Annotated in this window: 27 protein-coding genes and 1 pseudogene; 17 read left to right on the top strand and 11 right to left on the bottom strand. The window is 68.5% G+C overall.

The annotated features are described in order from the left end of the window. Nucleotides 1–2: 2 nt before the first annotated feature. The gene (locus H3O04_RS16070) at nt 3–1,196 is read right to left on the bottom strand and encodes an ABC transporter substrate-binding protein (RefSeq protein WP_034174957.1); all 1,194 of its coding nucleotides are present in this window, start codon (nt 1,194–1,196) and stop codon (nt 3–5) included. Nucleotides 1,197–1,209: 13 nt separating this feature from the next. Beyond that, nucleotides 1,210–1,506: a hypothetical protein gene (locus H3O04_RS16065; protein ID WP_237666306.1), complete on the bottom strand. Its 297-nt coding sequence runs from the start codon at nt 1,504–1,506 to the stop codon at nt 1,210–1,212. A gap of 44 nt (nt 1,507–1,550) precedes the next feature. Here H3O04_RS16065 and H3O04_RS16060 point away from each other — a divergent pair, with 44 nt between their 5' ends. Genes H3O04_RS16060 through H3O04_RS16045 form a run of 4 tightly spaced genes read left to right on the top strand, consistent with a single transcriptional unit; the run spans nt 1,551 to nt 5,138 of the window. Beyond that, nucleotides 1,551–2,564, top strand: coding sequence for a LysR family transcriptional regulator (locus H3O04_RS16060; protein WP_202588055.1), 1,014 nt, complete (start codon nt 1,551–1,553; stop codon nt 2,562–2,564). After that, nucleotides 2,561–4,021, top strand: a complete 1,461-nt coding sequence (locus H3O04_RS16055) for an NAD(P)-binding domain-containing protein (protein WP_202588054.1) — start codon at nt 2,561–2,563, stop codon at nt 4,019–4,021. The genes H3O04_RS16060 and H3O04_RS16055 overlap by 4 nt, the downstream gene beginning before the upstream one ends. Beyond that, a complete protein-coding gene (locus H3O04_RS16050) occupies nt 4,018–4,548 on the top strand; it encodes a CMD domain-containing protein (RefSeq protein WP_202588053.1) in 531 nt (176 codons plus the stop codon). The genes H3O04_RS16055 and H3O04_RS16050 overlap by 4 nt, the downstream gene beginning before the upstream one ends. Continuing rightward, a complete protein-coding gene (locus tag H3O04_RS16045) occupies nt 4,545–5,138 on the top strand; it encodes a peroxidase-related enzyme (protein WP_023476118.1) in 594 nt (197 codons plus the stop codon). Before H3O04_RS16050 ends, H3O04_RS16045 begins: the two co-directional genes overlap by 4 nt. Nucleotides 5,139–5,172: 34 nt before the next feature. On the opposite strand, the gene H3O04_RS16040 is transcribed toward H3O04_RS16045, so the two are convergent. Further along, nucleotides 5,173–5,604: an Lrp/AsnC family transcriptional regulator gene (locus H3O04_RS16040; protein ID WP_006479718.1), complete on the bottom strand. Its 432-nt coding sequence runs from the start codon at nt 5,602–5,604 to the stop codon at nt 5,173–5,175. Here H3O04_RS16040 and H3O04_RS16035 point away from each other — a divergent pair. The 3 genes from H3O04_RS16035 to ctlX all read left to right on the top strand — a co-directional run bounded on the left by H3O04_RS16035 (nt 5,603) and on the right by ctlX (nt 7,980). Beyond that, nucleotides 5,603–5,770 carry a hypothetical protein gene (locus tag H3O04_RS16035; protein WP_202588052.1) on the top strand — a complete coding sequence of 56 codons (168 nt, stop codon included), beginning with the start codon at nt 5,603–5,605 and terminating at the stop codon, nt 5,768–5,770. The two genes, H3O04_RS16040 and H3O04_RS16035, sit on opposite strands and share 2 nt — an antisense overlap. 127 nt (nt 5,771–5,897) lie before the next feature. Further along, nucleotides 5,898–6,974, top strand: coding sequence for an ornithine cyclodeaminase (locus H3O04_RS16030; RefSeq protein ID WP_202588051.1), 1,077 nt, complete (start codon nt 5,898–5,900; stop codon nt 6,972–6,974). A 61-nt stretch (nt 6,975–7,035) separates the two neighbouring features. Continuing rightward, a complete protein-coding gene (ctlX, locus tag H3O04_RS16025; protein WP_202588050.1) occupies nt 7,036–7,980 on the top strand; it encodes a citrulline utilization hydrolase CtlX in 945 nt (314 codons plus the stop codon). Nucleotides 7,981–8,038: 58 nt separating this feature from the next. On the opposite strand, the gene H3O04_RS16020 is transcribed toward ctlX, so the two are convergent. From H3O04_RS16020 to H3O04_RS16000, 5 genes are all read right to left on the bottom strand, one after another. Beyond that, entirely contained in the window at nt 8,039–8,731 is a 693-nt protein-coding gene (locus H3O04_RS16020; RefSeq protein WP_202588049.1) for a hypothetical protein, read from the bottom strand. Between the two features lie 80 nt (nt 8,732–8,811). Further along, the gene (locus H3O04_RS16015; RefSeq protein WP_202588048.1) at nt 8,812–11,580 is read right to left on the bottom strand and encodes an Hsp70 family protein; all 2,769 of its coding nucleotides are present in this window, start codon (nt 11,578–11,580) and stop codon (nt 8,812–8,814) included. Between the two features lie 5 nt (nt 11,581–11,585). Continuing rightward, nucleotides 11,586–13,427 (bottom strand): Hsp70 family protein, encoded by a 1,842-nt coding sequence (locus tag H3O04_RS16010; RefSeq protein ID WP_202588047.1) that lies wholly within the window; start codon nt 13,425–13,427, stop codon nt 11,586–11,588. Then, nucleotides 13,424–14,014 (bottom strand): DUF2760 domain-containing protein, encoded by a 591-nt coding sequence (locus H3O04_RS16005; RefSeq protein WP_027807116.1) that lies wholly within the window; start codon nt 14,012–14,014, stop codon nt 13,424–13,426. The genes H3O04_RS16010 and H3O04_RS16005 overlap by 4 nt, the downstream gene beginning before the upstream one ends. 261 nt (nt 14,015–14,275) lie before the next feature. Continuing rightward, nucleotides 14,276–14,716, bottom strand: a complete 441-nt coding sequence (locus H3O04_RS16000; RefSeq protein ID WP_006479723.1) for an RrF2 family transcriptional regulator — start codon at nt 14,714–14,716, stop codon at nt 14,276–14,278. Between the two features lie 140 nt (nt 14,717–14,856). Between H3O04_RS16000 and H3O04_RS36665 the strand changes: the two are divergent. The 5 genes and pseudogenes from H3O04_RS36665 to H3O04_RS15975 all read left to right on the top strand — a co-directional run bounded on the left by H3O04_RS36665 (nt 14,857) and on the right by H3O04_RS15975 (nt 19,924). Continuing rightward, nucleotides 14,857–15,770, top strand: a pseudogene (locus tag H3O04_RS36665) (NAD(P)/FAD-dependent oxidoreductase). A gap of 137 nt (nt 15,771–15,907) precedes the next feature. Beyond that, nucleotides 15,908–16,867: a LysR substrate-binding domain-containing protein gene (locus tag H3O04_RS15990; RefSeq protein ID WP_202588046.1), complete on the top strand. Its 960-nt coding sequence runs from the start codon at nt 15,908–15,910 to the stop codon at nt 16,865–16,867. Between the two features lie 101 nt (nt 16,868–16,968). Next, on the top strand, nt 16,969–18,099 hold the full coding sequence (locus H3O04_RS15985; protein ID WP_202588045.1) for an alanine racemase: 1,131 nt from the start codon (nt 16,969–16,971) through the stop codon (nt 18,097–18,099). A gap of 106 nt (nt 18,100–18,205) precedes the next feature. Further along, a complete protein-coding gene (locus tag H3O04_RS15980; protein WP_202588044.1) occupies nt 18,206–19,177 on the top strand; it encodes an ornithine cyclodeaminase family protein in 972 nt (323 codons plus the stop codon). Between the two features lie 24 nt (nt 19,178–19,201). After that, entirely contained in the window at nt 19,202–19,924 is a 723-nt protein-coding gene (locus tag H3O04_RS15975; protein ID WP_202588043.1) for an HAD family hydrolase, read from the top strand. Nucleotides 19,925–19,984: 60 nt separating this feature from the next. Here H3O04_RS15975 and H3O04_RS15970 read toward each other — a convergent pair whose 3' ends face one another. Together H3O04_RS15970 and H3O04_RS15965 are read right to left on the bottom strand one after the other, a co-directional pair. Further along, nucleotides 19,985–20,602 carry a glutathione S-transferase family protein gene (locus tag H3O04_RS15970; RefSeq protein WP_012338694.1) on the bottom strand — a complete coding sequence of 206 codons (618 nt, stop codon included), beginning with the start codon at nt 20,600–20,602 and terminating at the stop codon, nt 19,985–19,987. A 97-nt stretch (nt 20,603–20,699) separates the two neighbouring features. Continuing rightward, entirely contained in the window at nt 20,700–21,068 is a 369-nt protein-coding gene (locus H3O04_RS15965; RefSeq protein WP_027807123.1) for a hypothetical protein, read from the bottom strand. 81 nt (nt 21,069–21,149) lie between these two features. On the opposite strand from H3O04_RS15965, the gene H3O04_RS15960 reads away from it, so the two are divergent. The 4 genes from H3O04_RS15960 (at nt 21,150) to H3O04_RS15945 (ending at nt 24,111) form a co-directional block, all read left to right on the top strand. After that, complete coding sequence (locus H3O04_RS15960) at nt 21,150–21,617, top strand: MarR family winged helix-turn-helix transcriptional regulator (RefSeq protein WP_074804264.1); 468 nt, start codon at nt 21,150–21,152, stop codon at nt 21,615–21,617. A gap of 146 nt (nt 21,618–21,763) precedes the next feature. After that, on the top strand, nt 21,764–22,525 hold the full coding sequence (locus H3O04_RS15955; RefSeq protein ID WP_202588042.1) for an isocitrate lyase/PEP mutase family protein: 762 nt from the start codon (nt 21,764–21,766) through the stop codon (nt 22,523–22,525). Between the two features lie 134 nt (nt 22,526–22,659). Beyond that, nucleotides 22,660–23,217 (top strand): carboxymuconolactone decarboxylase family protein, encoded by a 558-nt coding sequence (locus tag H3O04_RS15950; protein ID WP_202588041.1) that lies wholly within the window; start codon nt 22,660–22,662, stop codon nt 23,215–23,217. A 48-nt stretch (nt 23,218–23,265) separates the two neighbouring features. Continuing rightward, complete coding sequence (locus H3O04_RS15945) at nt 23,266–24,111, top strand: helix-turn-helix domain-containing protein (protein ID WP_202588040.1); 846 nt, start codon at nt 23,266–23,268, stop codon at nt 24,109–24,111. Between the two features lie 7 nt (nt 24,112–24,118). On the opposite strand, the gene H3O04_RS15940 is transcribed toward H3O04_RS15945, so the two are convergent. Continuing rightward, on the bottom strand, nt 24,119–25,018 hold the full coding sequence (locus H3O04_RS15940) for a LysR family transcriptional regulator (RefSeq protein ID WP_175832384.1): 900 nt from the start codon (nt 25,016–25,018) through the stop codon (nt 24,119–24,121). 101 nt (nt 25,019–25,119) lie between these two features. Here H3O04_RS15940 and H3O04_RS15935 point away from each other — a divergent pair. Next, on the top strand, nt 25,120–25,906 hold a 787-nt coding region (locus H3O04_RS15935; RefSeq protein WP_202588039.1), incomplete at its 3' end, for an aldo/keto reductase family oxidoreductase.

The following is a 25,906-nucleotide window of genomic DNA, read 5'->3' as shown; positions in this document are numbered from 1 at the left end:
GTTCAGCGCGCCGCGAGTTGCGGCTTCGCGCCGTCCCACAGCGCCCACTGCCCCTGCTTCACGACCAGATAGACCGTGCGCGCGCCGGCGACGCGGCGCGTCTGCGGATCGAAGCGCACCTTGCCGAAGATCACGCTCGGCACGTCGCTGATCTTCGCGAAGCCGTCGTGCGCGGCCTGGCGCGTCGTGCCGTAGCGGCGCAGCACCTCGGCCGACAGGATCAGCGCATCGTAAGCACGCGCGACGAACGAATCGGGATCGGCGTGGAATTTCGCGCGATAGCGCTGCACGAACGCCTGCACCTCGGGGCGCGGTTCGGCCGGGAAGAAGTTCGATTCCGTATAGACGCCTTCGACGGCCGTGCCGCCCAGTTCGAGGAACTTCGGCGAATACACGGAGCCCACCGCCGCGATCGGCAGTGCCACGCCCGACGTGCGCGCCTGACGCACGATCTGCGCGCCGTCGGCGTAATAGGAGATCAGCACGATCGAATCGGGCTTCGATTCACCGATGCGCACGAGCGTCGAGCGGAAATCCTTCTCCGCCGGCTGGTAGCCTTCGGCCGCGACGACCTGCGCGCCGAGCCCCGTCACCGCCTTCGCGAAGATGTCCTTGCTGGTGCGGCCCCAGTCGGTGTTCAGATACAGCACCGCGATCCGCTTGAAGCCGAGTTCCTTCACCGCGTAGCGTGCGAGCAGCGGCTGTTCCTCGGCCTGACTCAGCGCGGTGCTCCACAGATAGTCGCCGCCCTTCGTGAAATCCGGGTGCGAATTCGTGAAGCCGAACTGGATCAGTTGCCCGCGCTGATAGATCGGCGACGCGGCCATCGACGTCGCGCTCGAGAAATCGCCGAGCTCGATCGCGATGCGCGGATCGGCGACGAACTTCTGCGCGATCGCCACCGCCTGGCGCGGATCGCTGCGACTGTCCTGGAAGTCGATCGCGAGCGGCCGGCCGTGAATGCCGCCGCTGCCGTTGATCTCGTCGAGCGCGAGATCGAAGCCGCGCTTCCACTGCTCGCCGTACTGCGCGTCCTGGCCCGTGAGCGGCCCGCTCACACCGATCACCACCGGCTCCCCGGACACCCCGGCCGCGAGCGCGCCGCCCGTCGACAAACCCCATGCGGCAGCGAGCGCCGCCACCGTGCCCAGCACGCGCCGCCATGCGCCGCGTGCGTCGTTCCCCGAAACGTTCATGCGTCCCCCAGCTTCAGTCAATCGAAAAGAGTGAGGGCATGTAACCATCCGGGTCATAGCGTTCCAACGAAGTTTTGTGCATATCGATATCGCAGGCGGCGCGAAGCGGATGACGTTCGCGATCGACGTGAATGCCCGCTGCCTCGACCGACATGCGGGCATGCATCGCATCGCGTTGATTCGATTGGCGTTTCGTTCTCGTCACCCCGCACAACCGGCGCGCATGCGCGCAGGGCCGGCCGCCGCGTCGGTCGCGCCCTTCGCAGTTTTCCCGCTGTCGATAGCAAAAATCATTATATGAATCATGCATGCTCACGCTCCTACAATGCGCAAATTGCATCATCGGAACGCGTCATGGAGCTGCATCAACTCGAAGCCTTTTCCGCGGTCATGTCGGCCGGCAGCGTGACCGGCGCGGGCGAACTGCTCGGCCGCTCGCAGCCGGCCGTCACGCGGCAGATCCAGGAACTCGAAGCCGATCTCGGCTACGCACTGTTCGACCGGCACGGCCCGCGCGTCACGCCGACGCGGCGCGCGTTCCTGCTGTACGAGGAAGTCGAACGCTCGCTCGTTGGGCTGCGCGCGATCGAGGCGCGGGCCCGCGCGCTCGGCGATGAAACCGCCGAACCCGTGCGCATCGCGGCCACGCCGTCGCTCGCGGCCACGCTCGTGCCGGCCGTGCTCGCCGCGCTGCCGGACGACGCGCACGCGCCGCACTACCAGTTGCGCAGCGAATCGGCCGAGCATGTCGTGCACGAGGTGCTGGCCGGCACGGCCGATGTCGGCGTCGTCACGCTGCCGATGGCGCATGCCGGGCTCGACGTGCACTGGATCGCGCAGACGCCCTGCGTCGCCGTATTGCCGGCTGACGATCCGCTTGCGGCGAAGCCGCGCATCGCGCTGCGCGACCTCGCGCGACGCCGCATCGTGACGGTCGCGAACCGGCACCGGCTGCGCCAGCGGATCGATGCCGCATTCGCGGCCGCACGGGTCGACGCGCGCGTGTTCATCGAAACCAATGCGTCGCTGAATGCGGTGATGGCCGCGCGCGCGGGCATCGGGATCGGCATCGTCGATCCGGCCACCGGGGTCGCGCTGCCCGTGGAGGGTGTCGTCGCGCGCGCGCTCGACGTCGACATTCCGTTCGCGTTCGGCGTCGCGACGCCGGCCGGCAAGGCGCGCACGGCGGCCGTCGATGCGCTGCTCGACGCGCTGCATCGCACGACGCGCACGCTGCTCCACGACGTGATCTTTCACGACGCGGCCGCGCACGATGCGCTGCTGCGCGGCGACCGGCTGCGCACCGACCGCACCGCGCGACCGCCTCGCCCGACCCGTGCGCGCCGCGCGCGCCCGGAGGCCGCATGACGGCCCAGCTCGACGCACTCGAAGCCCGGCTCGCGCAGGACCTGCGCTGGCTCGACCTGCCCGCGCCGTCGTGGGTGCCGCCGCGCGAAGCGGACGGCGTGCGCGTGCTCGACGTGGCGATCGTCGGCGGTGGCATGGCCGGGCTCGCGGCGTCCGCCAAACTGCGCCTGCTCGGCATCGACAACCAGTGCGTGATCGACCGCGCGCCGGCCGGCTACGAAGGCCCGTGGGTCACGTTCGCGCGGATGGAGACGCTGCGTTCGCCGAAGCAGCTTGCGGGCCCCGCGCTCGGGCTGCCCGCGCTGACGTTCCGCGCGTGGTTCGAAGCGCAATACGGCCGCGACGCGTGGGACGCGCTCTACAAGATTCCGCGCCCGCAATGGATGGAGTATCTGCGTTGGTATCGGCGCGTGCTCGACCTGCAGGTGCGCAACGACACGACGCTCGTCGCGCTGCGCCCGCGCGACGACGGGCTGCTCGCGCTCGACGTGCACGGCAACGGCGAAGCGCAGACGCTGCTCGCGCGGCACGTCGTGCTCGCAACCGGCCGCGACGGTCTCGGCGGCCCGTACGTGCCGCCCGTCGCGCAGCGCACGCCGCGCTCGCGCTGGGCCCATTCGTCCGAGCCGATCGATTTCGCCGCGCTCGCCGGCAAGCGTGTCGGCGTGGTCGGCGCGGGCGCATCCGCGTTCGACAACGCGGGCACCGCGCTCGAAGCGGGCGCCGCGCGCGTCGACCTGTTCTTCCGTCGCGCGGACATTCCGCGCATCAACAAGCTGACCGGCATCGGCAGCCCGGGCCTCGTGCACGGCTATGCCGATCTCGACGACGCGACGAAGTGGCGTTTCATGCACTACGCGCTCACGTCGCAGACGCCGCCGCCGCGCGACAGCGTGCTGCGCGTCTCGCGCCACGACCATGCGCATTTCCATGCGGGCAGCCCGATCGAGACGCTCGCCGACCATGCGGACGGGCTGGACGTGACGACGCCGCGCGGCCGCTACACGGTCGATTTCCTGATCTTCGCGACGGGCTTTCATTCGGACTGGACGACGCGCGACGAATTCGCGTCGTTCGGCGCGCACGTGCGGCGCTGGAAGGATCGCTACCAGCCGGACCCGGCGCTGTGGCTCGACGAGCTCGCCGAGTCGCCCGATCTCGGCCCCGCGTTCGCGTTTCAGGAGCGCGAGCGCGGCACGTGCCCGGCCGTCACGCGCATCCATTGCTTCAACCATGCGGCGAGCCTGAGCCACGGCAAGCTGTCCGGCGACATCCCGGCGATCAGCGCCGGCGCGCAGCGGCTCGCACGCGGCATTGCGAGCCGGCTGTTCGATGCCGATCGCGACCGCCACTACGACGCGCTCGTCGCCTACGCGAATGCCGAACTGCAAGGCGACGAATGGCGCGACGCCGATGCCCTCGATCACTTTGACGATGAAGGAACACCGAACCGATGACTGACTCCCTCACGCCGGCCGCGGTGCCGGATACGATCGATGCGGCAGCCGGCCTGCGGGAAGGCGACGCCGTCGCCGCGCTGCGCCGCGCCCGCGACAAGGTGCTGCTTCCGACGCAACTGAGCGAAGCCGCGCTGTTCGATCCCACGCTGCCCGATCTTTCGCTGATCGAGCGGCTGCATGCGGCACGGTATGTCGCGCGGCAGTCGAATGCACACGCGCTGGCCGACATCTATCGCGCCCGATTGCTCGACGCAGGCGGCACGCTTGCCGACATCGAACGAGCCGATGCCGACGCGCTCGACGCACTGCCGCGCCGCCTCGGCGCGATCCTGTTGCACGCGAAGCGCCTGACGCACGCGCCGGTCGACGCGCGCGCATCCGATCTCGACGCGCTGAAATCGGCCGGACTCACGACCCCCGCGATCGTCGCGCTGTCGCAGCTCGTCGCGTTCGTCGCGTATCAGTTGCGTGTCGCCGCTGCCGCGCGGGCACTTCACGCACGTGCCGCCAGGGAGGCCGCATGACGACGGCCACTCACGGCTTCACGTCCGACACGCTCGGCTGGCGCGCGTGGCTCGACACGGTCTCGCTCGACGCCGCGACGCCCGAACAGCTCGCGGTGCTCGAAGCGAGCCATCCGCAAGCGAAAACCTCCGACTATTACCTGCTGCTCGTCCATCTGCCGGAGATCCTGCGGCAACGCTCGGGCGTGTTCAACGCGATCATGTACGGCCCCGGCGGGCTGTCGCGCGCGGAGCGTGAACTGGCGAGCACGGCTGTGTCGCGCGTGAACGGCTGCGTGTACTGCGCATCGGTGCATGCGCAGCGCTTCGCGCAACTCGCGAAACGCACCGATGCAATCGAACAGGTGTTCGACGATCCGGCGACGGCCGGCACGACGGCGCGCGAACGTGCGATCGTCCGCTATGCGATCGCGTTGACCGAACGGCCCGACGCGATCGGCGAAAGCGACATCGCCGCGCTCGAAGCCGAAGGGCTCACGCATGAGGAGATTCTCGACCTGTCGCACGCGATCGCGATCTTCGCGTGGGCGAACCGGTTGATGCTGACGCTCGGCGAGCCGGTGTTTCCGGAATCGGCGGCCGGCGCCTGACCGCGCGCAGGAACGTGGCGCGGCCCTGCCCGCGTCACGCCTTGTGCGTCGACAACAGGATGCTCGTCTCGGTATTGGCGATCCCGTCGATCAGGCGAATCGCGCCGAGCACACGATCGAAGTGCTCGAGCGAATCGGCATGCAGTTCGGCGACGAGATCCCAGCGCCCGTTCGTGCTGTGGATCGACGCGACGTTCGGATGCCCGCGCAGCACCTTCACCACCTCCGCGCCGCGATTGCCCTGCACCGCGATCGACATCAGCGCGCGAATCCGGTGCCGTTCGGCAGCCGGCTTGAGCCGCACCGTATAGCCGACGATCACGCCGTTCTTCTCGAGCCGCGTGAGCCGGTTTTGCACGGTCGCGCGCGCCACGCGCAATTCTTTCGCCAACGCGACGACAGGCAGTCGCGCGTTGTCGCGCAGCAGCGCGATGAGCTGACGGTCGACGTCGTCGAGCGTGATCATGAACGGCTTTCCTGTTGAACGTGAACCGGCCGCCAGCGTGCCGGAGGCGGCGCATGCCGGCCAGCTTGAATTGATCAAACTGCCGGAATTGGCTGGCAATTTGCTAAGTCTATCGATAAATCTGCCACTTTTGCCGTCTTTTTGTTGGCTCGACTCGCGGAAATAATGACTCCATCGACCGGCCGACCCGCCGCGCCGCTGCCTTTCCAGGAAGCCCGGATTCGCGCCGAAGCCCCGCCCGGTCGACCAGAACGCCGGACCCCCGTACCGGCAGCGAATATGGAGACAGACCGATGACTCGCTTCCTCGACGCTCCCGCCACCGCCCGACTGATCGCCCAAACCGGCGTCACGACGTTCCTGCGCGAACTGGTCGACACGCTGCGCGCCGACTACCTGCACTGGGCCGATTTCGACAAGTCGCCGCGCGTCGCGTGCCACTCGCGCGACGGCGTGATCGAGCTGATGCCTGTGGCGAACGCGTCGTTGTTCGCGTTCAAGTACGTGAACGGCCACCCCGTCAATGCGGCGCGCGGCATGCACACGGTGATGGCGTTCGGCGCGCTCGCCGAAGTCGATACCGGCTACCCGCTGCTGCTCGCCGAACTCACGCTGACCACCGCGCTGCGCACGGCCGCCACGTCGGTGCTCGCCGCGCAGGTGCTCGCGCGGCCCGATGCGCGCTCGATGGCGCTGATCGGCAACGGCGCGCAAAGCGAATTCCAGGCGATCGCATTCCACACGCTGCTCGGCATCGACGAAATTCGCGTGTTCGTCGATTCGCACGCGACCGACAAGCTCGTGCGGAACCTCGCCGCGTACCCCGGCTTGCGCATCGTGCGCGCCGCCTCGACCGCCGACGCGGTGCGCGGCGCCGACATCGTGACGACCGTCACCGCCGACAAGGCGTTTGCCACGATCGTCACGGCCGACATGATCGAGCCCGGCATGCATGTGAATGCAGTGGGCGGCGATTGCCCGGGCAAGACCGAACTCGAAGCGGGCGTGCTGCGCGCGGGCCGCGTGTTCGTCGAATTCGAGCCGCAGTCGCGTATCGAGGGTGAGATCCAGCAGATGCCGGCCGATTTCCCGGTGACCGAACTGTGGCGCGTGCTGCAGGGTGAGACGACCGGCCGCGAGCGCGCGGACGAAGTCACGGTGTTCGACTCGGTCGGCTTCGCGCTGGAGGATTACTCGGCGCTGCGCTACCTGTACGCGCTCGCGCAGCAGCACAACGCGGGCGTCGAGATCGCGTTGATTCCGCCGGCCGTCGATCCGAAGAACCTGTTCGCGCTGATCGATGACCCGGCCGCGATCGCGCACGGTCACGCGGCGTTCGTGACCGAAGCCGTCGCCGCGTTCGAGCGCTGACCGTCATGCACGGGCGGCCCGCGCGCGCCGCCCGTTTTTCTGCCCTTCGCTTTCGACTTCCATGAATCTCGTATCGATCCAGGCGCCGTCCACCGTCGTGATGATCCGGCCGCACCGCTTCGTGCCGAACCCGCAGACCGCGGCCGACAACGCGTTCCAGCGCACGGCCGCAGGCGGTTCGCACGACATGTCGGCGGTGTCGGCCGCCGCGCGCGACGAAGTCACGGCCGCCGCGCAGACGCTCGCCGATGCGGGCGTGCGCGTGCATGTGTTCGACGACCACGGCGAGCGCGACACGCCCGACTCCGTGTTCCCGAACAACTGGTTCTCGACGCATCCGGGCGGCCATGTCGCGCTGTATCCGATGCACAGCCCGAACCGCCGCCGCGAGCGGCGCGCGGACGTCATTGAAATGCTGAAGGCCGAGTACCGCGTGCAGGACGTGATCGATTACTCGGGCCTCGAATACGACGACGTGTTCCTGGAAGGCACCGGCGCGATGGTGCTCGATCACGTCGCACGGATCGCGTACACCGCGCGCTCGCGCCGAGCCGATCCGGTCGCGCTCGAACGCTTCTGCACGCACTTCAATTTCGAGCCGATCTGCTTCGACACGGCCGATGCGAACGGGCGGCCGATCTATCACACGAACGTGATGATGAGCGTCGCGACCGAGTTCGCGATGGTCGGCCTCGACCTGATCGCCGACAGCCGCCGCCGTGGCGAGATCGCGCAACGCCTGAGCGAAACGGGGCGCGCGGTGATCGCGCTCGATCCGTCGCAAATCGCGAATTTCGCGGGCAATACGCTGGAATTGTCGGGGAAGAATGGGCGCGTGCTCGCGCTGTCGCGGCGCGCGTTCGACTGTCTGACCGGCGAGCAGCGCGTGACGATCGAACGCTCCGCGCGACTGCTACCGCTCGACGTGCCGACGATCGAACTGGCCGGCGGGTCGGTGCGCTGCATGCTCGCAGGGATTCATCTTGCGCGGCGGACGGTAGCGTAGGACGGCCGAACCACTCGGGATCCGCTGGGAGCGCGACGCCGCGACGAATGTGCCGCCGTCAGTTGTGGGACAACGGCGCCATCGCCTCGGTATCGGTATCGGCGATTCGAATTTCGTCGATCGCACTCCCGTCCTCCGAGATGATGAAACCGCGAATCGTGCCAGGGGAAATCGTCACTTTCACCTGTGCCGACGTCCCCCTGTCGCTCGCGCCCGCGAGATGAATCAGCAACGCGCCGCCCGTGACCCCATCCGTTCGGGAGTATATGTCCCTCATCGTGTTCGCTCTGTTCTCGACGTAATCGCCCGGCTCCGCTGCATAGGGCAACGATGTAAAGATCATCACTCGATACCGGCATCGAATGAACAGGAGCTTCAGATAGTCCTCGATGACGTTTCTCATGAGGGGCCCCGCCGACGACGCGCTGACGCCACCGAGTTCCGACTCGACCGCGAGTACGGCACGAAATGCATCGATCGCGCACGTCATTTTCCTGTCTTGACTGATAACGCGCTTCGGCTGAAACGTCGTCACCAGGACGTCGACAAGGTACTCTGCGCTTTTTTCTCCCGAGTAGTGAACATCGTATTTCGGTGCGAAGCAGTTGCAGAAAAACTGCTTCACGACACGCGTGATGTCCACGGTATCGACAGGCGACGCTGCGAGAACGAATTTCTCGAAACGTTCGAATACTGCGGGGTAAAAGGCCCCCGGATCGCCCATATCCAGGTCGGTGAAAGCATCGTGCATATCGTTATGTTCTTGTGTCTCGATGTAGTGGCAGCGGCATCCCTCAACCGCCCGGTGTGTAGACGAATTCGCTCGCACGCTCACCCGCCCAGCAGCTTCAACCCGGCCGGCAGCGTTTCGCCGAACACCCGCACCGTATCGGCTTCATCGAACGCGATCGCTTCACGAACCATGTCGATCCACGCCGCCGATGCATTCGCCGCCGACAAGCGCTTGATGACGGCTTCACGCGTATCGTCCGGCAAATCGCGCGAACGGTCGCCGGTCATCCGCGCAATCTGTGCAGCCGCGAACGCAGCCGGCTCGACCTGTTTCCAGTCGAGCGCGAACAGCGCATCGAGCCAGCCGATGACGACATCCGCCGGCACGACGCTGTGCGCGCTGCCATAGAACGGCCGCCTTGCGCCAATCCGCCCGAGCGCCCACGCACACAATGCGCGATCGGCCGGCTTCTGCAATTGCGCGATCAGGCGCTCGGCCAGCTCGACCTTGCGCTCGACGGGCAGCCGTTCGAGTGACGCGGACAACCGCGTCATGTCGGCCGGCCCGACCTTGGCCGGATCGAACGGCAACTTGCGCCGCTTGTCGTCGGACGGTTCGAGGAACGCGATCGCGTCGCGCACCTGCGTCTGCGCGTCGTCGTCGAGGCCGCCGGCCACGCGCCGCCACAGCGTCCACCACTCGGACCACACCTGCGCGTCGGTCACGTATTGAATGCCGTCGTCGAACAGCGGCCACAGCTGCTCGATGCGCCACGCGTCGAGCGGATGACCGAAACCCGGACGCAGGCAATACCCGGCCAGGTTCAGCCACGCGCGCTCGTGATCGGCCGAGCGACGCCGCCGCCGCGCCCGCGCGAGCAATGCGTCGAACAGTTCGCGTGCGAGCGCAACGTCCCACTCTTCGCGCGCGCCGAGCACCTGTTCGAGTTGCGCGCGCAACCGGCGCGTGTCCTTCGGCGTCACGCCCGCGGCCTTGCTGCCGAACGAGCGCTCGATCAGCTCGAGCGCCTGGTCGAGCCGCGGATGCCGCGCGAGCGCCGCATCGTCGCCTTGCACGGGCGCATCGCCGCGCAACTGGAATTCGAGCCGCCAGCGGCGCGCCACGTCGTCGGTCGCGATGCAATGCATTTCGAGCGTGCCGACCTCCGTCAGCGACGCGGTGAGCTTCACCGGCGTTTCGCGCGCGTCGCTGCCCGCCTTCGCGTCGACGACCGTCGCGATCGGCGGCAGCCGCACGAAATCGCCGCCGTCGAGATCGACGAGATCGCCGGGCTGGTACTTCGTGTCGGCCACCGTCGATACGAGGTGAAAGCGCACCGGCTGCCCGAGTTGCAGCGCGAACGTGCGATCGTCGAGCCGGATCTCGCGGCCCTCTTCCGCGCCGCGCGGCAGCAGGCAGACGCCGCGCGCGACAGCACCCTCGGCGCCATCGTCGAGCACGAGGAAATAGCTGCGCGCGGAGCCGCCGCCGATGCGCGGTGCATGGCCGGCGCGCGCAAGCCCGTAGGCCACCGCGCCGCGCGCGACGGCCACGTCCGGATGCGCGTTGTGCAGCACGTCGAGCGGTGCGCCGCGCCACGTACCGAGCGTCTGCGCGACACGGCCGGCGAGCGCGCCCGCGCGGAACACGCCGCCGTTGAGCAGCAGCGTGTCCGGCAGCGGGCCTTCCGCATGACGCTTCAGGAACGCGGCGACGTGGCGCGTGACGGCCGCGTCGCTCGCATACGGCAAGCCGAATTCGACGATCGCCGCGCGCGCACGGCGCGGCAATTCGCCGGCCTCGACCCGCGGAAAGAACCCGTCGACGACGATCTGCTCGACTTCCTGTCGCGTCAGCTCGGCCGAACGCGCGCCGCCGACGAGCTTGCTGCCCGCGCCGAGCAGCGTGACGGTGACGGACGCCGGCGCGTCGTCGCCGAGCAGCCGCTCCTTCGCCGCACGGCAGCGCTCGACGAGTTGCGACAGGCTCGCGGCCGACAGCCGCGTACCGGGCTCGGTCAGCCGCGACTCGACCAGGCGCGCGAGCGCGAGATCCATGTTGTCGCCGCCGAGCATCAGGTGATTGCCGACGCCGACCCGCGTGAAGGTCGGTTCGCCGTCGTCACCCGGCGCGACGTCGACGAGCGTGAGGTCGGTCGTGCCGCCGCCGACGTCGCAGATCAGCACGCGCCGCGCCGCGGCGAACGTGTCGCGCAACATGTCGCGCTGGCCGTACAGCCAGTCGTAGAACGCGGCTTGCGGCTCTTCCAGCAACCGCAGCGCCGGCAGCTTCGCGCGCCGTGCGGCCTCGACGGTCAACGCGCGCGCGCCGTCGTCGAACGACGCGGGCACCGTCAGGATCACGTCCTGCTTCGCGAGCGGCGCATCGGGAAAACGCGCGTTCCACGCGTCGCGCACATGCGCGAGATAGCTCGCGCTCGCATCGACCGGCGACACCTTGTCGACGCCATCGGCCGCGCCCCACGGCAGGATCGCCGCGAGCCGGTCGACCGCGGCGTGCGACAGCCAGCTCTTCGCGCTCGACACGAGCCGGCCCGGCACCTGCGCGCCGAGTGTGCGCGCATAGCGGCCGATCACGGCCGGCGGCGCATCGGTCTTGGCCGATTGCGCGCTCGCCTTCGTGTTCGCCTTCGGATCAGCCGCCCACGGCAGCCGCAGCGCGTCCGGCGGCAGCTCGCCCGCCGCCGGGTGATAACGCACCGACGGCAGCAACGGCTGCGCGGCCACCGCGCCGGGCCCGACCAGTTGCTCGACGTCGAACACGCGGATCGCGTCGGAACCGGCCTCGACGTACGCGACGACCGTATTGCTCGTGCCGAGGTCGATGCCGACCGTATAACGCTTCATCGCGCTCAGGCGGCGCCGCGCACGTCGAACTCGACCTTCCAGCGCTCGTTCGTGCCGCTCGGGATCGCCTCGAGTTCGAGCGTCCCGGCTTCGGTCACGCGCGCATGCAGCTTCACCGGCACGACTTCGCCGACGGTGCGCCCTTCGGCGGGCAGCGTCGCCTGGATTTCCTCCAGCTCCTGCAGCTCTTCCGGCGACCAGTAGTCGAGCAGCGTACCGACCTGGTCCTGACGACGCACCGACGACCCGAAGAAACGGAACTGCACCGGTTCGCCGACGACGAGGCCGAACTCCTGCGGCGGCAGCGCCGCGTCCGAGCCTTCCTCCATCCCGAACGGCGCGACGCACAGCGCCTGCACCGGCGGCTCGAGCCCCGGCACCGCGGGCATCGCCGATTCGATCGCGACGTAGTACGCACGCGCCGTGCCGCCGCGAATGCGCACGCCGCGGCCGCGCTTCACGTAGCCGTAGTACGCCGCGCCGCGCGCGACCGCGAGATCGAGATCGGCGCCTTCGAGCAGGCGCGCGGGCGGCGCACCTTCGGCGGCGAGCCAGTTGTTGAGCGTGTCCAGCACGCGCTGCGTGAGCAGCGTCGACTTGAACACGCCGCCGTTGAACAGCACGGCGGTCGGATGCAGGAACGTCGCGCCCTGCGGCAGCGTGCGCTGCACGCCTTCGAGCGTGTCGAGCGCCGCGACCTGGCGGCCGAGGAACGCCGCGAGATGGCGCGTGATGCCGGCGTCCTGCGCATACGGCAGGCCGAGCTGCGTCAGGCCGACACGCGCGCGGCTCACCGGGCGCGCGGCCGCATCGACCTGCGGGAAGAAGCCTTCGAGGATCGTCTGCGTGAGTTCCGCGCGCGTCAGCTCGGTGCGGATCGAGCCGCCGATCAGCTTCGAGCCGCGGCTCGGCACGACGAGCGGCACCGCGTCGGTCGTCGGATCGGACAGCAGCGTTTCCTTGGCCGCGCGGCACGCGTAGGTCAGCGCGCGCAGTTGCCACGGATCGGCCTGCGTGCCCTGCTGCGCGAGCTTGCGCGCGACCACGTGCGCGAGCGCGAGGTCCATGTTGTCGCCGCCGAGCAGGATGTGCTCGCCGACGGCCACGCGATGCAGTTCGAGATTGCCGTCGCGCTCGACCACCGCGATCAGCGACAGGTCGGTCGTGCCGCCGCCGACGTCGACGCACAGGATCAGGTCGCCGACCTGTACCTGCTTGCGCCAGCCGCCTTCGCTCTTCTGGATCCAGCTGTAGAGCGCCGCTTGCGGCTCTTCCAGCAGCGTCATCCGCGAGTAACCGGCGGCCCGCACGGCTTCCGCCGTCAGTTCGCGCGCGGCCGGATCGAACGATGCGGGGATCGTGACCGTCACGTCCTGGTCGGCGAACGGCGCGTCGGGATGTGCGTGGTCCCACGCTTCGCGCAGGTGCGTGAGATAACGGATCGAGCTTTCCAGCGGCGACACGCGCGCCACTTCCGGCGGCGCATCGCTCGGCAGGATCGCCGCGCGACGGTCGACGCCCGGGTGGCACAGCCAGCTCTTCGCGCTCGACACGAGGCGGATCGGCGTGCCGGCGCCGCGCGTGCGCGCCATCTCGCCGACCGCGAACGCGCGTGAGGCCGTCCACGGCAGCGTCAGGTCGCCCTGGGTCAGTTCGCTTTCATGCGGCAGGTAGAGGAACGACGGCAGCAGGTCGCGCGATTCCAGCGCGCCGGGCGCGGTCAGTTGCGGGATCGGCAGCACCTGCTGCACGATCTTTTCGCCGTCGCTCGTGCTGCTGTCGACGTACGACAGCGCGCAATGGGTCGTCCCGAGGTCGATACCGATCGAATAGCGCGGATCGCTCACAGTTCCACCTCCGCCGGTGCGATCACCGATGCGTCGTGGCTGCCCGTCAGCTTCGGCAGGCGCACGTCGGATACGCGCCAGCCGCGATGGCTGACGGTGCCGGTGAACGGCGCGGAGCCGACCACGTTGCCGGTCACGCGCACGGCCGTCGCGTCGAAGCCGGCCGGCAGCGTCACGCGGCTGCCTTCGGCTTCGTCGCGCACCGGCACGATCGTGAAGTGTTCGCGCAGCGCGGCGCGGCAGCCGTCGTGCACGAGGCGCGCGGCCGCGCCGATGTCGGCGTCCGCGTAGCCGGCGATGTCTTCCTCGACGAAATCGATGAAGCGCGCATCGCGTTGCAGCAGGCCGAGCAGTTGCAGGGCGGCCTGCGGGCTCGCTTCGCGCAGCTCGGGGGCCGGCGCCTTCACCGGCGCGGGTGCGACGGGCGCGGCAGCGGGTGCCGGGGTCGGGACGGGTGCAACGGGTGCCGGCGCGCCATCGCGCACGCGCAGTACGTCGGCCGCGAACTCGCGATTGCCGAGCACGGAGAAGAACGTGCCGACGGCCAGCGACAGCCGGCCGAAGAAGGACAGGTTGGATTCGGGCATGGGGTCTGGACTCCTGTGGGCTCGCAGCACGGCGAGCGTTTCTTGCCTGGGCGCCCGGCGGCGGCGTGCGGCATGCGCACTGACGCCGCCCGGCGCGTGATTCGAACGCGCCCTCGCGGGTGCGGAAAACCCGTATTTTGCCCTGTGGCGGGCGAACCGGGCAGAAGTTGGGGGACAGAACAGGGCGGCGCGGCGGTTTCGGCCGCGCCGGATCGTGCCAGATTGCATGTCAAGCGCGCTCGATCGGGATGCTGCGCCACGTCAGCGCGTGTACCCCCGCAGCGCCGCCTTCGCTTCGAAATCGCGCGACAGCATGCCGAGCGTGACTTCGCCGAAGCGTGCCAGGAGCGACGCTTCGGCCTCCTTCAGCGTCGCCGACAGATGCGCGTTGACCGCCTGTTCGACCAGGCATTCGGGCTCGTCCTCGGGCACCAGGTCGGAAAACAGCGGCGGCTCGCCCACCGCGCGATAGACGTCGAGCAGCGTGATGTCGTCGAGCGCGACGCTCAGCGCCCAGCCGCCGCCGTGCCCCTTCTCCGATTGCACGTAACCGCAATCGCGTAACCCGCCGAGCAGGCGCCGCACGACGACCGGGTTCGTGCACAGCATCGTCGCGATCGTCTCCGACGTCAGCGGGCCGTCGGCCTGGTCCATGTGGATCAGCGCATGCAGCATGCGCGACAAACGGCTGTCGGTTCTCACGGGCGGAGCTCCCCTCTCTCGAAACTTCTGAAGTTGCATGAATGATATCACCGCCCTATCATGCAACTTCTCGTGTTTCATGAGTTGGCCGCCAGCGGAACACGTCTGTCCGTCACGCAGGTTCAGAAAGGAGTGGATGCATGGATACCCATCATGAAGTGATCGTGATCGGCGGCAGCTTCGCGGGGCTGTCGGCCGCGATGCAACTGGCGCGGGCACGCCGCCGCGTGCTCGTGATCGACGCCGGCCGGCCGCGCAACCATTTGCCGAACACGCGCACGGCTTCTTCGGGCAGGACGGCAAGCCGCCCGCGCGGATCGTCGCGGAAGCCGCCGCGCAACTCGCCGCGTATCCGACCGTGCAGCGCATCGACGGCGCGGCGCGCACGGCCGAGCGCGACGCGCACGGACGCTTTCACGTGACGCTGGCCGACGGCAGCCGCGCGAGCGCCGACCGGCTGATTCTCGCGACCGGCATCCGCGACGAACTGCCCGCGCTGCCGGGGCTCGCGGAACGCTGGGGCGTCACCGTGCTGCACTGCCCGTACTGCCACGGATATGAAGTGAGCGGCCAGCGGCTCGGCGTGCTCGCCACGCATCCGCTGTCGGTCCATCAGGCGATCCTGATTCCGGACTGGGGCCCGACGACGTGGTTCACGCAGGGCGTGGTCGAAGCGAACGAAGAGGAAGCCGCGTTGCTCGCAGCACGCGGCGTACGCATCGAGCACTCGCCGGTCGTCGAGATCCTCGGCGATGCGCCGCGTATCGACGCGCTGCGGCTCGCCGACGGTCAGCTCGTGTCGATCGACGCACTGTTCATCGGCGCGCGCACCGACATGGCGAGCGACCTCGCGCAGCAACTCGGCTGCGCGTTCGACGAAGGTCCGCTCGGCACCGCGATTCGCGTCGATACGTGGAAGCAGACGAGCGTCGCCGGCGTGTACGCGGCCGGCGACGCGTCGAGCCTGATGACCAATGCGACGTTCGCCTCGGCATCGGGCGTGGCGGCGGGGGTGGGCGTGCACCGGTCGCTGATTTTCGGGCTGGATGCGTAGGTGGGTTCGCAGGCGGAACGTCGCGATCGATTCGGAAAACTCAATATATCGGGCGAATGGGACAAGCGCGTTCCGGCCATCCTCGGCGTCGTGGCTCCACGCCACGTCGATGGCTTCGCCGCTCGATATGCGGTTTAATGCTGGACATCATCAGCATTAAGAGCCATGAAATGCTCGACCTCGACGACCTTCGACTCGTCCGCGCGATCGGCACGTCGCGCTCGTTAGCCGCTGCCGCCCGGCTGCTCGATCTCACGCCGCCCGCGGTCACGATTCGCCTGCAGCGAATGGAGGCACGGCTGAACGCAAGGCTCGCCGTGCGGCAGCCGAAAGGGATCGCGCTGACCGACGAAGGGCAGCGGCTGTATCAGGAAGCCGTCGGCATCCTCGAGCGCGTGGAGGCGCTGCCAATCAACATCGCGGGCGACCACGGCGACGTGCAGGGCACGCTGCGCGTCGTCGCTCCGCTCGGCTTCGGCCGCAAGTACGTCGCGCGGATCGTGCGCGACGTGCAGCGCGCGCATCCGAAGCTCGAAATCTCGCTCCACCTGTCGGAGAGCCCGTTGACTAGCGCTTCGGGAGCCGACGTGGTCGTGCATGTCGGCAGCCTCAAGTCGTCTTCGTGGATCGGCTATCCACTCGCGCCCAACGAGCGCTTCCTGTGCGCGAGCCCCGGCTACGCGCGCCGCCTCAAGGACCTGAACCATCCATCCGACCTGACGCGCTACGACTGCCTGTGCCTGCGCGAGAACGACGAAGACATCCCGCGCTGGCGCTTCTCGCCCGGCCGCGGCGTCAAGGGCGAATCGCGGCGATCTACCGTCATCCGCGTCACGGGCGCGCTGTCGTCCAACGACGGCACCGTCATCACCGAATGGGCGCTGGCCGGGCTCGGCATCGTCGAGCGTTCCGAGTGGGACGTCGCCCCGCTGCTCGCGAACGGCAAGCTCGTCCGGTTGCTGCCCGGCTGGAACCTGCCGCCCGCGCCGGTGACGGCGCTGCTGCCGTCGCGTACCGGCCGCTCCGCGCGGCAGCGGGTGTTTCTCGACGCCGCGCGGCAGTTTCTCGATCCGCCGCCGTGGCGCGGCAAGGCGTGAGCCTTAAATTCGATTTAATGGCGGATTAGCCCCGCATTAAACACGACGCGAGCCAACCGCCCTACAGTGTCCGCATCGACAACCCCGCCCTCGGACGCATCGTGGACCTTCATACCCTCAATACCCCGGCCGCACTAATCGACGTCGCCCGCATGCAGCGCAACATCGCCCGCATGCAAACGCATCTGGACGCGCTCGGCGTGCGGTTCCGGCCGCACGTGAAGACCACCAAGTGCCGGCACGTCGTCGACGTGCAGATCGCGGCGGGCGCGCAGGGCATCACGGTGTCGACGCTCAAGGAAGCCGAGCAGTTCTTCGCGGACGGCATCCGCGACATCGTCTATGCGGTCGGCATGGTGCCCGCCAAGCTCGGTCAGGCGCTTGCGCTGCGCCGCCAAGGCTGCGACCTGAAGATCGTCGCCGACAGCCTGCCGGCCGCCCACGCGATCGCCGCGTTCGGGCGCGAGCACGGCGAACGTTTCGACGTATGGATCGAGGTCGACGTCGACGGCCACCGCTCGGGCATCCCGCCCGACGCCGATCTGCTGATCGACGTCGGCCGCGCGCTGACCGACGGCGGCATGCTGCTCGGCGGCGTGCTCGCTCACGCGGGCTCCAGCTATGAATACGACACGCACGCAGCACTCGTCGCGATCGCCGAGCAGGAGCGCAGCCGCACCGTGCGGGCGGCGGAGCGCCTGAGGGCCGCCGGGTTGCCGTGCCCGGTCGTGAGCATCGGGTCGACGCCCACCGCGCTCGCGGCGGAACGGCTCGACGGCGTGACCGAAGTGCGCGCCGGCGTGTACGTGATGTTCGACCTCGTGATGCACAACATCGGCGTGTGCGAGCCGTCCGACATCGCGCTGTCGGTACTGACCACCGTCATCGGCCACCAGGAAGAGAAAGGCTGGGCGATCGTCGACGCGGGCTGGATGGCGATGAGCCGCGACCGCGGCACGCAGCGCCAGGCGCACGATTTCGGCTACGGGCAGGTCTGCACCGAACCCGGCGACGTGCTCGGCGGCTATCTGCTGAGCGCCGCCAACCAGGAACACGGGATCGTGTCGCGAACGGATACGCCGGATACGGGCATCGCGCAGCGTTTTCCGATCGGCACGCGGCTGCGCATCCTGCCGAATCATGCGTGCGCGACCGGCGCGCAGCATCCCGAATATCAGGCCGTCGGCGATGACGGCGCCGCGCAGACGTGGCCGCGCTTCTACGGGTGGTAAGTGAAGTCCGGCGAGCATGCCGGATCATCCAGCCATTGACTATTTGTCCAATTCTGGACAAATTTTAAATACTCTCGATTCGTCCCGCACCGAACAGCCCCCGACCATGCCGACCGACGCCCGCCTCCTTCTCCTCGACCGCGATGCCGTCGAGCCCGCCCTGCAGGCCGAGCAAGTGATGGCGGCCGTGCGCGAAGCCTTCGTGCTGCACAGTCAAAGGGCCGGACGCGTGTTCCCGGTGGTGCGCGAGAAGCTGCATACCGGCGGCGTGTTCGGCATCAAGTCGGGCGACGTCGCAGGCCAGGACCTGCTCGGCTTCAAGGCGGCCGGATTCTGGCCGGCCAATCGAAGCGTCGGCGGCGAGCCGCATCAGGCCACCGTCGCGTTGTTCGATCCGGCGACGGGCCGCCCGCTGTGCATCATGGACGGCAACGCGATCACCACCGCGCGGACCGGCGCCGCCGGCGGCCTTGGGCTGCAACAGCTCGCGCGGCGCGACAGCACGCGGCTCTGCGTGTTCGGCACCGGCGTGCAGGCGCGCGTGCAGCTCGACTACGCACTCGCGCTGCTGCCGCAGCGATGCACGGTGCAATACGTGACCGTGAGCGGCGAGCCGGACCCGGCATTCGAATCGCGCTTCGTCGAACGATGCACGATCGGCGTGGCGCGCGACCGGAACGAAGCGGTCGCCGATAGCGACGTGGTGATCACGGCCACGCCCGGCGGCGGCCCCTTGTTCGACGCGGATGCGGTGCAGCCAGGCACCCATCTGACCTGCGTAGGCGCCGATACTGCCGGCAAGCGCGAACTGCCGGCCGGCGTGCTGGAACGCGCGCGCATCGTCGTCGACGATCACGATCAGGCGCGCAGCATCGGCGAGTGCCAGTGGGCGCCGGATTTGCCGCGCACGGAAATCGGTGACATCCTCGCAGGTGCGACATCGGTCGAGCGCGCCGCGCACGAGATCACCGTCTTCGACATGACGGGGCTCGCGCTGCAGGATCTGACCGTCGCGCGCTTCCTGTATCGGCACGCGCTCGACAACGGCAGCGGAACCTCCGTTCCGTGGCCCTGGTAAAACGACTTCCCGCTTTCAACCGCCATGCGTCTCGCCAAAGTTTCCGCCCTCTCGTTCGACCTCGACGACACCTTGTGGCCGTTCGGGCCGTCCGTCGTCCGGGCCGAGGCGACGCTGCGCACATGGCTGATCGAGCACGCGCCCAATACCGCGAGCGTGCTTCCGACGCAACAGGCACTCAGTGCGCTCCGTGAGGAATACGAACGGTTACGCCCGGATCTCGCCAGCGACTATCGCGCGATGCGAATCGGCTCGATCCGGCTTGCACTGGAACGCGCGAACGAAGATGTCTCGCTGACCGAGCCCGCCTACGACGTCTTCTACGCGGCGCGCAATCGTGTCGAATTCTACGAAGACGCGTTGCCGGCGCTGGCGTGGTTGAGCGCCCGCTTTCCGTTGATCGCGGTCACCAACGGCAACGCCGACCTTCGGCTCACCGGCGGCGGTGAATTCTTCCGCACGACGCTCAGCGCGCGTGCATTCGGCTTCGCCAAGCCTGAGCCCGAGATCTTCCATGCGGCGGCGGACGCACTCGGCGTGCGGCCGGACGAATTGCTGCATGTCGGCGACGACTTCCACCTCGATATCGTCGGCGCGCTGAATGCGGGGCTTCAGGCCGCATGGGTCGTGCGTGAGCCGCGGGCAGAAGAAAAACCGACGCCGCAGCAGGCGGAAATGCCGCATCTCACGTTGCGTGACCTGGCGATGCTGTGTCGTGCGCTGGGCGGGCCCGACATCGTTTCGTGATCGTGGGCGGGCGCGGCGAATCATGCCGATGCGGCACATGGCCCGGCGCCCGTTTCACTTTCACGCCGCCTTCCTCGCGTCCGCGATCCGCTGCGGCGCCTTCGGCCGCGCATACAGCCGTTCGAGATACGCGCGCAATTGCGGGAACGGTTCGATCAAGTGGCATTCGCTCGCCCAGTCGATCAGGTAGGCCGTCACGCAATCGGCCACCGTCAGCGAATCGCCGACGATGAATTCGCGCCCTTCGAGATGCGTGTCGAGAATCGCGGCCATCGTCGTGAAATCCTCGCGGGCCAGTTCGATATCGGCCGGCGAGCGCTTCTCCGGCGGATAGAGGAACGTATGCCGCGTGATCCGCCACAGCGGCTGCTCCAGCTCCGTCACCGCGAACATGATCCATCGATAGGCTTGCGCCCGCAGCGCCGGATCGACGGGCAGCAACGCCTTCTCCGGGTACTTGTCCGCGAGATACAGCACGATCGCGGCCGATTCGGGAATCACGAGGTCGCCGTCCACCAGCACCGGCACCTTGCCGGCCGGATTGAGGCGCAGGAAGTCGGGCCGCTTGTGCTCGCCCTCGAGCAGGTTGACCGACACGAATTCGAAATCCGCATCCAGTTCCTTCAGCCCCCACAGCGCCCGTTGCGAGCGGGTGCCGGCAAATCCGTAAAGCTTCATCGCCAGTCTCCATCCAGAACGTCATAAAAATATCTGCCGCATGCCGGGCACGACACGTCGCGCGAAGCGACGCGCGGCGCCCCGCAGCGCGCGTCGCTCATGCGCCGGGAATCGCCAGCACCGGCATCACGTCCACCGACACGCCCGGGAACAGCGTGAAATGCGGATGACCTTCGAACAGCGCGGCGGCCGCCTCGTGCGACGCCGCCCGCACGACGGTGAAGCCGCTCAGCGCATTGGTCGTGTCGTGGATGCCGCTCGCGTCGATGCGCTTGGTCTTGCCCAGCGGGCCGCCCAGCTCGACGATCGCGTCGCGATGCCGGTCGACCCACGCATGCCACGCGGCGATGCCGTCGCGCTCGCGGGTGCGCCGCTCCTCCTCCGGCAGCGCGATCCATGCCTTCATCGCCGGGCTATCCTGGGTTCCGAGAAATACGGCGAGATACAACGGTTGTTGCGCACTCATGCCTGCTCCTCCGATGACGGGCGCGGCGGGTTGCCGCGCCTCGACCTTGACAAGATAGGTTGATATCAACACAATTGCAACATGGCACGCAAAGAAAAGCTTCCCTTCGAAACGACGCTGATGGTGCGCGATTGCTGCCTGTGCCTGCACATGCAGCGCGCGGCCCGCAATCTGGCGCGCATCTTCGACGACGTGCTGCGCCCGCTCGACCTCACCAACGGCCAGTTTTCGCTGCTGATGTCGTTGAACCGGCCGCAACCGGCCCCGATGAAATCGGTCGCATCGCTGCTCGCGATGGACCGCACCACGCTCACCGCGGCGCTCAAGCCGCTCGAGCGGCGCGGCCTCGTCACGATCGCGCAGGACCCGGACGACCGACGCAGCCGCCTGCTGGAACTCACGCCAGCCGGGCACGAGCTGCTGGCCGAAGCATTCCCGCTGTGGCAGCAGACACATGCCGAGATCGAGCGGCCGTTCGCGCCGGGGGAAGTCGACCAGTTGCGCGGCCAGTTGCGCACGCTGTCGATCGAGCCGGGGTCGCGCGACTGAGGCAGCGCACGGATCGTGCCGCGACCGTCATGCGCACGTTCTGTCACACGCTGTCAGCAGACATTGCATACGCCGGTCGCACCGCCCGATTCGATGGCAATATCGCTCGGCACGACAACCGATCCGGTATTCACGAGGAGACGAGCATGGGCAACAACGAGAAAGGCGCGATTTTCCGGGCACTTCACCGCGCGGGCCAGCCGCTGGCGCTGTTCAACGTGTGGGATGCCGGCAGTGCGCGCGCAGTGGCCGACGCCGGCGCCGCCGCGCTGGCTACCGGCAGCTGGTCGGTCGCGGCGGCCAACGGTTTCGGCGACGGCGAGCAGATGCCGCGCGCGCTGATGATGGAGGTGCTGGAGCGGATCGTGCGCGCGACGGACCTGCCCGTCACCGTCGACCTCGAAAGCGGCTACGGCGAGCGGCCGGAAGAGGTCGCCGAGACGATCGCACTCAGCATCCGGGCCGGCGCGATCGGCTGCAATCTCGAAGACAGTTTTCCGTCGACGGGCGAACTGCGCGACGTCGACGAAGCGGCGGCCCGCGTCGCAGCAGCCCGGCAAGCGGCCGATCGCGCGGGCGCCGACTACTTCATCAACGCGCGCACCGACGTGTTCTTCAAGGCAGCCGCCGATACGCACGACGAACGATTGCTCGACGCGACGCTGGCGCGCGCCCGCGCTTATGCGGCGGCCGGCGCCGACGGCCTATTCGTGCCGGGCCTGCGCTCGCCGGCGCTGATTCGCGCGCTGACGGCCGCGTCGCCGCTGCCGGTGAACGTGATGCGTGTCGCGGAAACACCGACGCTCGCGGAACTCGCCGATTACGGCGTGGCGCGTGTCAGCCACGGGCCGTATCCGTATCTGCAGGCGATGAAGACGCTCGCGGCGCTGGTCAAGCAAGGCGGGTAACGCATTCAAGGGGCAGCGGGCTGGCGCTCGCGCGTCAAACGATTACATCGCATGTAATTGGCGCGCGACACGCCCGCTCCTACGCTTCGGGTGTCGCGCCGCCATTCCGGCGGCGCCCGTCACCCGGAGACATCATGTCCGCCTATCCACTTCATACGATCGATTCCGCGCCGGCCGAATCGAAACCCGTCCTCCAGCAACTCCAGCAAGCGTTCGGCGTGGTCCCGAACATCGCGTCGGCAATGGCCGCGTCGCCGGTGCTGATCAACGGCTTCATCGGGCTGTTCGAGCGCGTGCACGCGAGCAGCCTCACCGAGCCGCAGATCCAGACGCTGCTGCTGACCAACGCAGTGACGAACGCGAGCGAATGGCCGGTCGCGTTCCATACGGCGCTCGCGCTGAAACAGGGCGTGTTGTCCACCGACGTCGACGCGATCCGGCGCGGCGAATTACCCGCCGACGCGAAACTGGCCGCTTTGTCCGCCACGGCGCGCGCGCTGATCGACGCCCGCGGCCGCCTGTCCGATACCGACCGGCAAGCGTTCGTCGATGCCGGCTTCACCGCCGAGCAGTTGCTGGAAGTCATCGCAGTGGTCGCCGCATCGACGATCACGAACTACGTCGGCAGCGTCGCGCGGCCGGCGCTCGAAGCGCCCTTCGACGCATTCGCATGGCATGCGCACGCCGCATGAGTCCGATATAGTCGATCGCGTCGATCACGGAACGACCAGGGAACGCCGATGAACACCCGCCGCCGCGCCCCGAATCCGCCGCCGCACGCACTGGGCCGGTTGCTGCGCAATTGGCGTGACGTGCGCGGCGTGAGCCAGCTCGACCTGTCGCTCGACGCGGGGATTTCGCAGCGCCAGATCAGCTTCATCGAAAGCGGGCGCAGCGTGCCGGGCCGCGACACGCTGCTGACGCTCGCGCAAACGCTCGACGTACCGCTGCGCGAGCGCAACGCGCTGCTGCTCGCGGCCGGCTATGCGCCGATGTATTCGGAAGCGCCGTGGGACGCGCAGGAAATGCACGGCGTGATCCGCGCGCTCGAACGGGTCGTGCGCCAGCACGAGCCGTTTCCGGCGATCGTGATGGACCGTCACTGGAACGTGCTGATGACCAACGACGCGGCGCCGCGCTTTTTCGGGTGCTTCATCGACATGGCCGCGCGCGACGGGCCGCGCAACCTGCTGCGCCTGATGTTCGATCCGCGCGGGATGCAGCCGTTCGTGGCCGACTGGGGCACCGTGTCGCGCAGCCTGCTGCAGCGCGTGCATCGCGAATCGGTGGGCCGCGTGATCGACGACGAAACCCGGCGCCTGCTCGACGACCTGCTCGCCAGCCCCGATGCGCCAAGCGACTGGAACACGCCGCTGGCGCCTGCCGCCGCGCCGTCGCTGCCGGTCATCCCGATCGGCTTCGTCCACGAAGGCGTCGTGCTGCGCTACTTCTCGCTGGTCACGACGGTCGGTACGCCGCAAAGCGCGGCCGCGCAGGAGTTGCGCATGGAATGCATGTTTCCCGCCGACGACGCGACCGACGCGCGCCACCGGCAGTTGCTCGACGCGCAAGCGCCGGTGCGCTGACCCACGCTCAGTATTCCTTGATGAAATCGATGAACGCGCGTAGCGCCGGCGGCACGAGACGCCGCCCCGGGTAATACAGAAAGGGCCCCGAGAACGGTCGCCACCACGGTTCGAGCACCGGTTCGAGCGCGCCGCTTTCGAAATGCGGGCGCACCCAGTCTTCGAACAGATACAGGATCCCCGTCCCGGCGATCGCCGCGTCGACCATCAGCTCCGTCGCCCCGCCGATCTGGACCAGCAGCGGCCCGGCGGCCGGCTCGACCCGCACGACCTCGCCGTCGCGCTCGTACTCCCACGGCGGCATCGCGCCGCTGGCGAAGCGTCCGCGCAGGCACCGATGGCCAAGCAGGTCGCGCGGATGCCGCGGCCGGCCGTGCCGGTCGAGATAGCCGGGCGCCGCCGCGGTCGCGAACCGCTGGATGCGCGGGCCGATCGGCACCGCGATCATGTCCTGTTCGAGCCGTTCGTCGTAGCGGATGCCCGCGTCGCAGCCGGCCGCCAGCACGTCGACGAAACTTTCGTCGGCGGTCACTTCCAGCCGGATGTCCGGATACGCCTCGAGAAAGCGCGGCACGATCGCCGGCAACACGAGCCGCGAGGCGCTGACCGGCACGTTGAGCTTCAGCGTGCCGGCCGGTCGGCCGCGGAATTCGTCGATACCGTCGAGCGCCGCCGCCACTTCGGTCAGGGCGGGCGCGAGACGCGCGAGCAGGCGCTCGCCGGCTTCGGTGGGCACGACGCTACGCGTCGTGCGGTGCAGCAGCCGCACGCCGAGCCGCGCTTCCAGCCGGCGCACGGCCTCGCTCAGCCCCGACGCGCTGAGGCCCGTCACGCGTGCGGCATCGCGGAATCCGCTGGCGCGTGCCACGGCCATGAACGCGTTCAGATCGCCCAGATCGGTTTGCATTGTTCGCCTTTTCGTACAACCCGTGCGAATTATGCCGGCTTATCGCGCAGGCGACTCGTCCTTATGCTGAACGCATTCATCTCTTCGACAGGAGTACGGTCATGCCCGATATTCGCCACACCGCCACCTTCAGGCTCGGCGATCGCCACGTCAGACGGATCGGCTACGGCGCGATGCAGCTCGCGGGCCCCGGTGTATTCGGCCCGCCGAAAGATCGCGAAGCCGCATTGAACGTGTTGCGCGAAGCCGTCGAATCCGGCGTCGACCATCTCGACACCAGCGACTTCTACGGCCCGCACGTCACGAACCAGTTGATTCGTGACGCATTGCATCCGTATCGCGACGATCTCGTGATCGTCACGAAGATCGGCGCGCGACGCGGCGACGACGCATCATGGCTGCCCGCGTTCGCGCCCGACGAGCTCGAACGGGCCGTGCACGACAACCTGCGCAACCTGGGGCTCGACGTGCTCGACGTCGTCAACCTGCGCATCATGTTCGATACGCACGGGCCGGCCGAAGGATCGATCGAGGCGCCGCTGGCCACGCTCGCGGAGCTGCAGCGGCGCGGGCTCGTGCGGCACATCGGCCTGAGCAACGTCACGCCCGCGCAGGTCGCGCAAGGCCGGCGGATCTGCGACATCGTCTGCGTGCAGAACCACTACAACATCGCGCATCGCGGCGACGATGCGCTGATCGACACGCTGGCCCGTGACGGTATCGCGTACGTGCCGTACTTTCCGCTCGGCGGCTTCTCGCCGCTGCAGTCGTCGACGCTGTCCGACGTCGCGGGCCGCCTCGGCGCGACGCCGATGCAGGTCGCGCTGGCGTGGCTGCTGCGCCGCGCGCCGAATCTCCTGCTGATTCCCGGCACGTCGTCGGTCGCGC

This window comes from Burkholderia sp. KCJ3K979, from assembly GCF_016759955.1.
GTDB lineage: Bacteria > Pseudomonadota > Gammaproteobacteria > Burkholderiales > Burkholderiaceae > Burkholderia > Burkholderia orbicola.
This window is presented reverse-complemented; position numbering and strand designations above follow the sequence as displayed.

What these genes read in the sequence shown, in the direction of transcription:
- H3O04_RS16070 (WP_034174957.1), bottom strand. Translation starts at nt 1,196, where the DNA reads ATGAACGTTTCGGGGAACGACGCACGCGGCGCATGGCGGCGCGTGCTG.
- ctlX (WP_202588050.1), top strand. Translation starts at nt 7,036, where the DNA reads ATGAATCTCGTATCGATCCAGGCGCCGTCCACCGTCGTGATGATCCGG.
- H3O04_RS16005 (WP_027807116.1), bottom strand. Translation starts at nt 14,014, where the DNA reads ATGCCCGAATCCAACCTGTCCTTCTTCGGCCGGCTGTCGCTGGCCGTC.
- H3O04_RS15990 (WP_202588046.1), top strand. Translation starts at nt 15,908, where the DNA reads ATGCTGGACATCATCAGCATTAAGAGCCATGAAATGCTCGACCTCGAC.
- H3O04_RS16055 (WP_202588054.1), top strand. Translation starts at nt 2,561, where the DNA reads ATGACGGCCCAGCTCGACGCACTCGAAGCCCGGCTCGCGCAGGACCTG.
- H3O04_RS16020 (WP_202588049.1), bottom strand. Translation starts at nt 8,731, where the DNA reads ATGCACGATGCTTTCACCGACCTGGATATGGGCGATCCGGGGGCCTTT.
- H3O04_RS16060 (WP_202588055.1), top strand. Translation starts at nt 1,551, where the DNA reads ATGGAGCTGCATCAACTCGAAGCCTTTTCCGCGGTCATGTCGGCCGGC.
- H3O04_RS15975 (WP_202588043.1), top strand. Translation starts at nt 19,202, where the DNA reads ATGCGTCTCGCCAAAGTTTCCGCCCTCTCGTTCGACCTCGACGACACC.
- H3O04_RS16030 (WP_202588051.1), top strand. Translation starts at nt 5,898, where the DNA reads ATGACTCGCTTCCTCGACGCTCCCGCCACCGCCCGACTGATCGCCCAA.
- H3O04_RS15970 (WP_012338694.1), bottom strand. Translation starts at nt 20,602, where the DNA reads ATGAAGCTTTACGGATTTGCCGGCACCCGCTCGCAACGGGCGCTGTGG.
- H3O04_RS16015 (WP_202588048.1), bottom strand. Translation starts at nt 11,580, where the DNA reads ATGAAGCGTTATACGGTCGGCATCGACCTCGGCACGAGCAATACGGTC.
- H3O04_RS15950 (WP_202588041.1), top strand. Translation starts at nt 22,660, where the DNA reads ATGTCCGCCTATCCACTTCATACGATCGATTCCGCGCCGGCCGAATCG.
- H3O04_RS16065 (WP_237666306.1), bottom strand. Translation starts at nt 1,506, where the DNA reads ATGCATGATTCATATAATGATTTTTGCTATCGACAGCGGGAAAACTGC.
- H3O04_RS15955 (WP_202588042.1), top strand. Translation starts at nt 21,764, where the DNA reads ATGGGCAACAACGAGAAAGGCGCGATTTTCCGGGCACTTCACCGCGCG.
- H3O04_RS16050 (WP_202588053.1), top strand. Translation starts at nt 4,018, where the DNA reads ATGACTGACTCCCTCACGCCGGCCGCGGTGCCGGATACGATCGATGCG.
- H3O04_RS15945 (WP_202588040.1), top strand. Translation starts at nt 23,266, where the DNA reads ATGAACACCCGCCGCCGCGCCCCGAATCCGCCGCCGCACGCACTGGGC.
- H3O04_RS15960 (WP_074804264.1), top strand. Translation starts at nt 21,150, where the DNA reads ATGGCACGCAAAGAAAAGCTTCCCTTCGAAACGACGCTGATGGTGCGC.
- H3O04_RS16040 (WP_006479718.1), bottom strand. Translation starts at nt 5,604, where the DNA reads ATGATCACGCTCGACGACGTCGACCGTCAGCTCATCGCGCTGCTGCGC.
- H3O04_RS16045 (WP_023476118.1), top strand. Translation starts at nt 4,545, where the DNA reads ATGACGACGGCCACTCACGGCTTCACGTCCGACACGCTCGGCTGGCGC.
- H3O04_RS15940 (WP_175832384.1), bottom strand. Translation starts at nt 25,018, where the DNA reads ATGCAAACCGATCTGGGCGATCTGAACGCGTTCATGGCCGTGGCACGC.
- H3O04_RS15965 (WP_027807123.1), bottom strand. Translation starts at nt 21,068, where the DNA reads ATGAGTGCGCAACAACCGTTGTATCTCGCCGTATTTCTCGGAACCCAG.
- H3O04_RS15980 (WP_202588044.1), top strand. Translation starts at nt 18,206, where the DNA reads ATGCCGACCGACGCCCGCCTCCTTCTCCTCGACCGCGATGCCGTCGAG.
- H3O04_RS16035 (WP_202588052.1), top strand. Translation starts at nt 5,603, where the DNA reads ATGAACGGCTTTCCTGTTGAACGTGAACCGGCCGCCAGCGTGCCGGAG.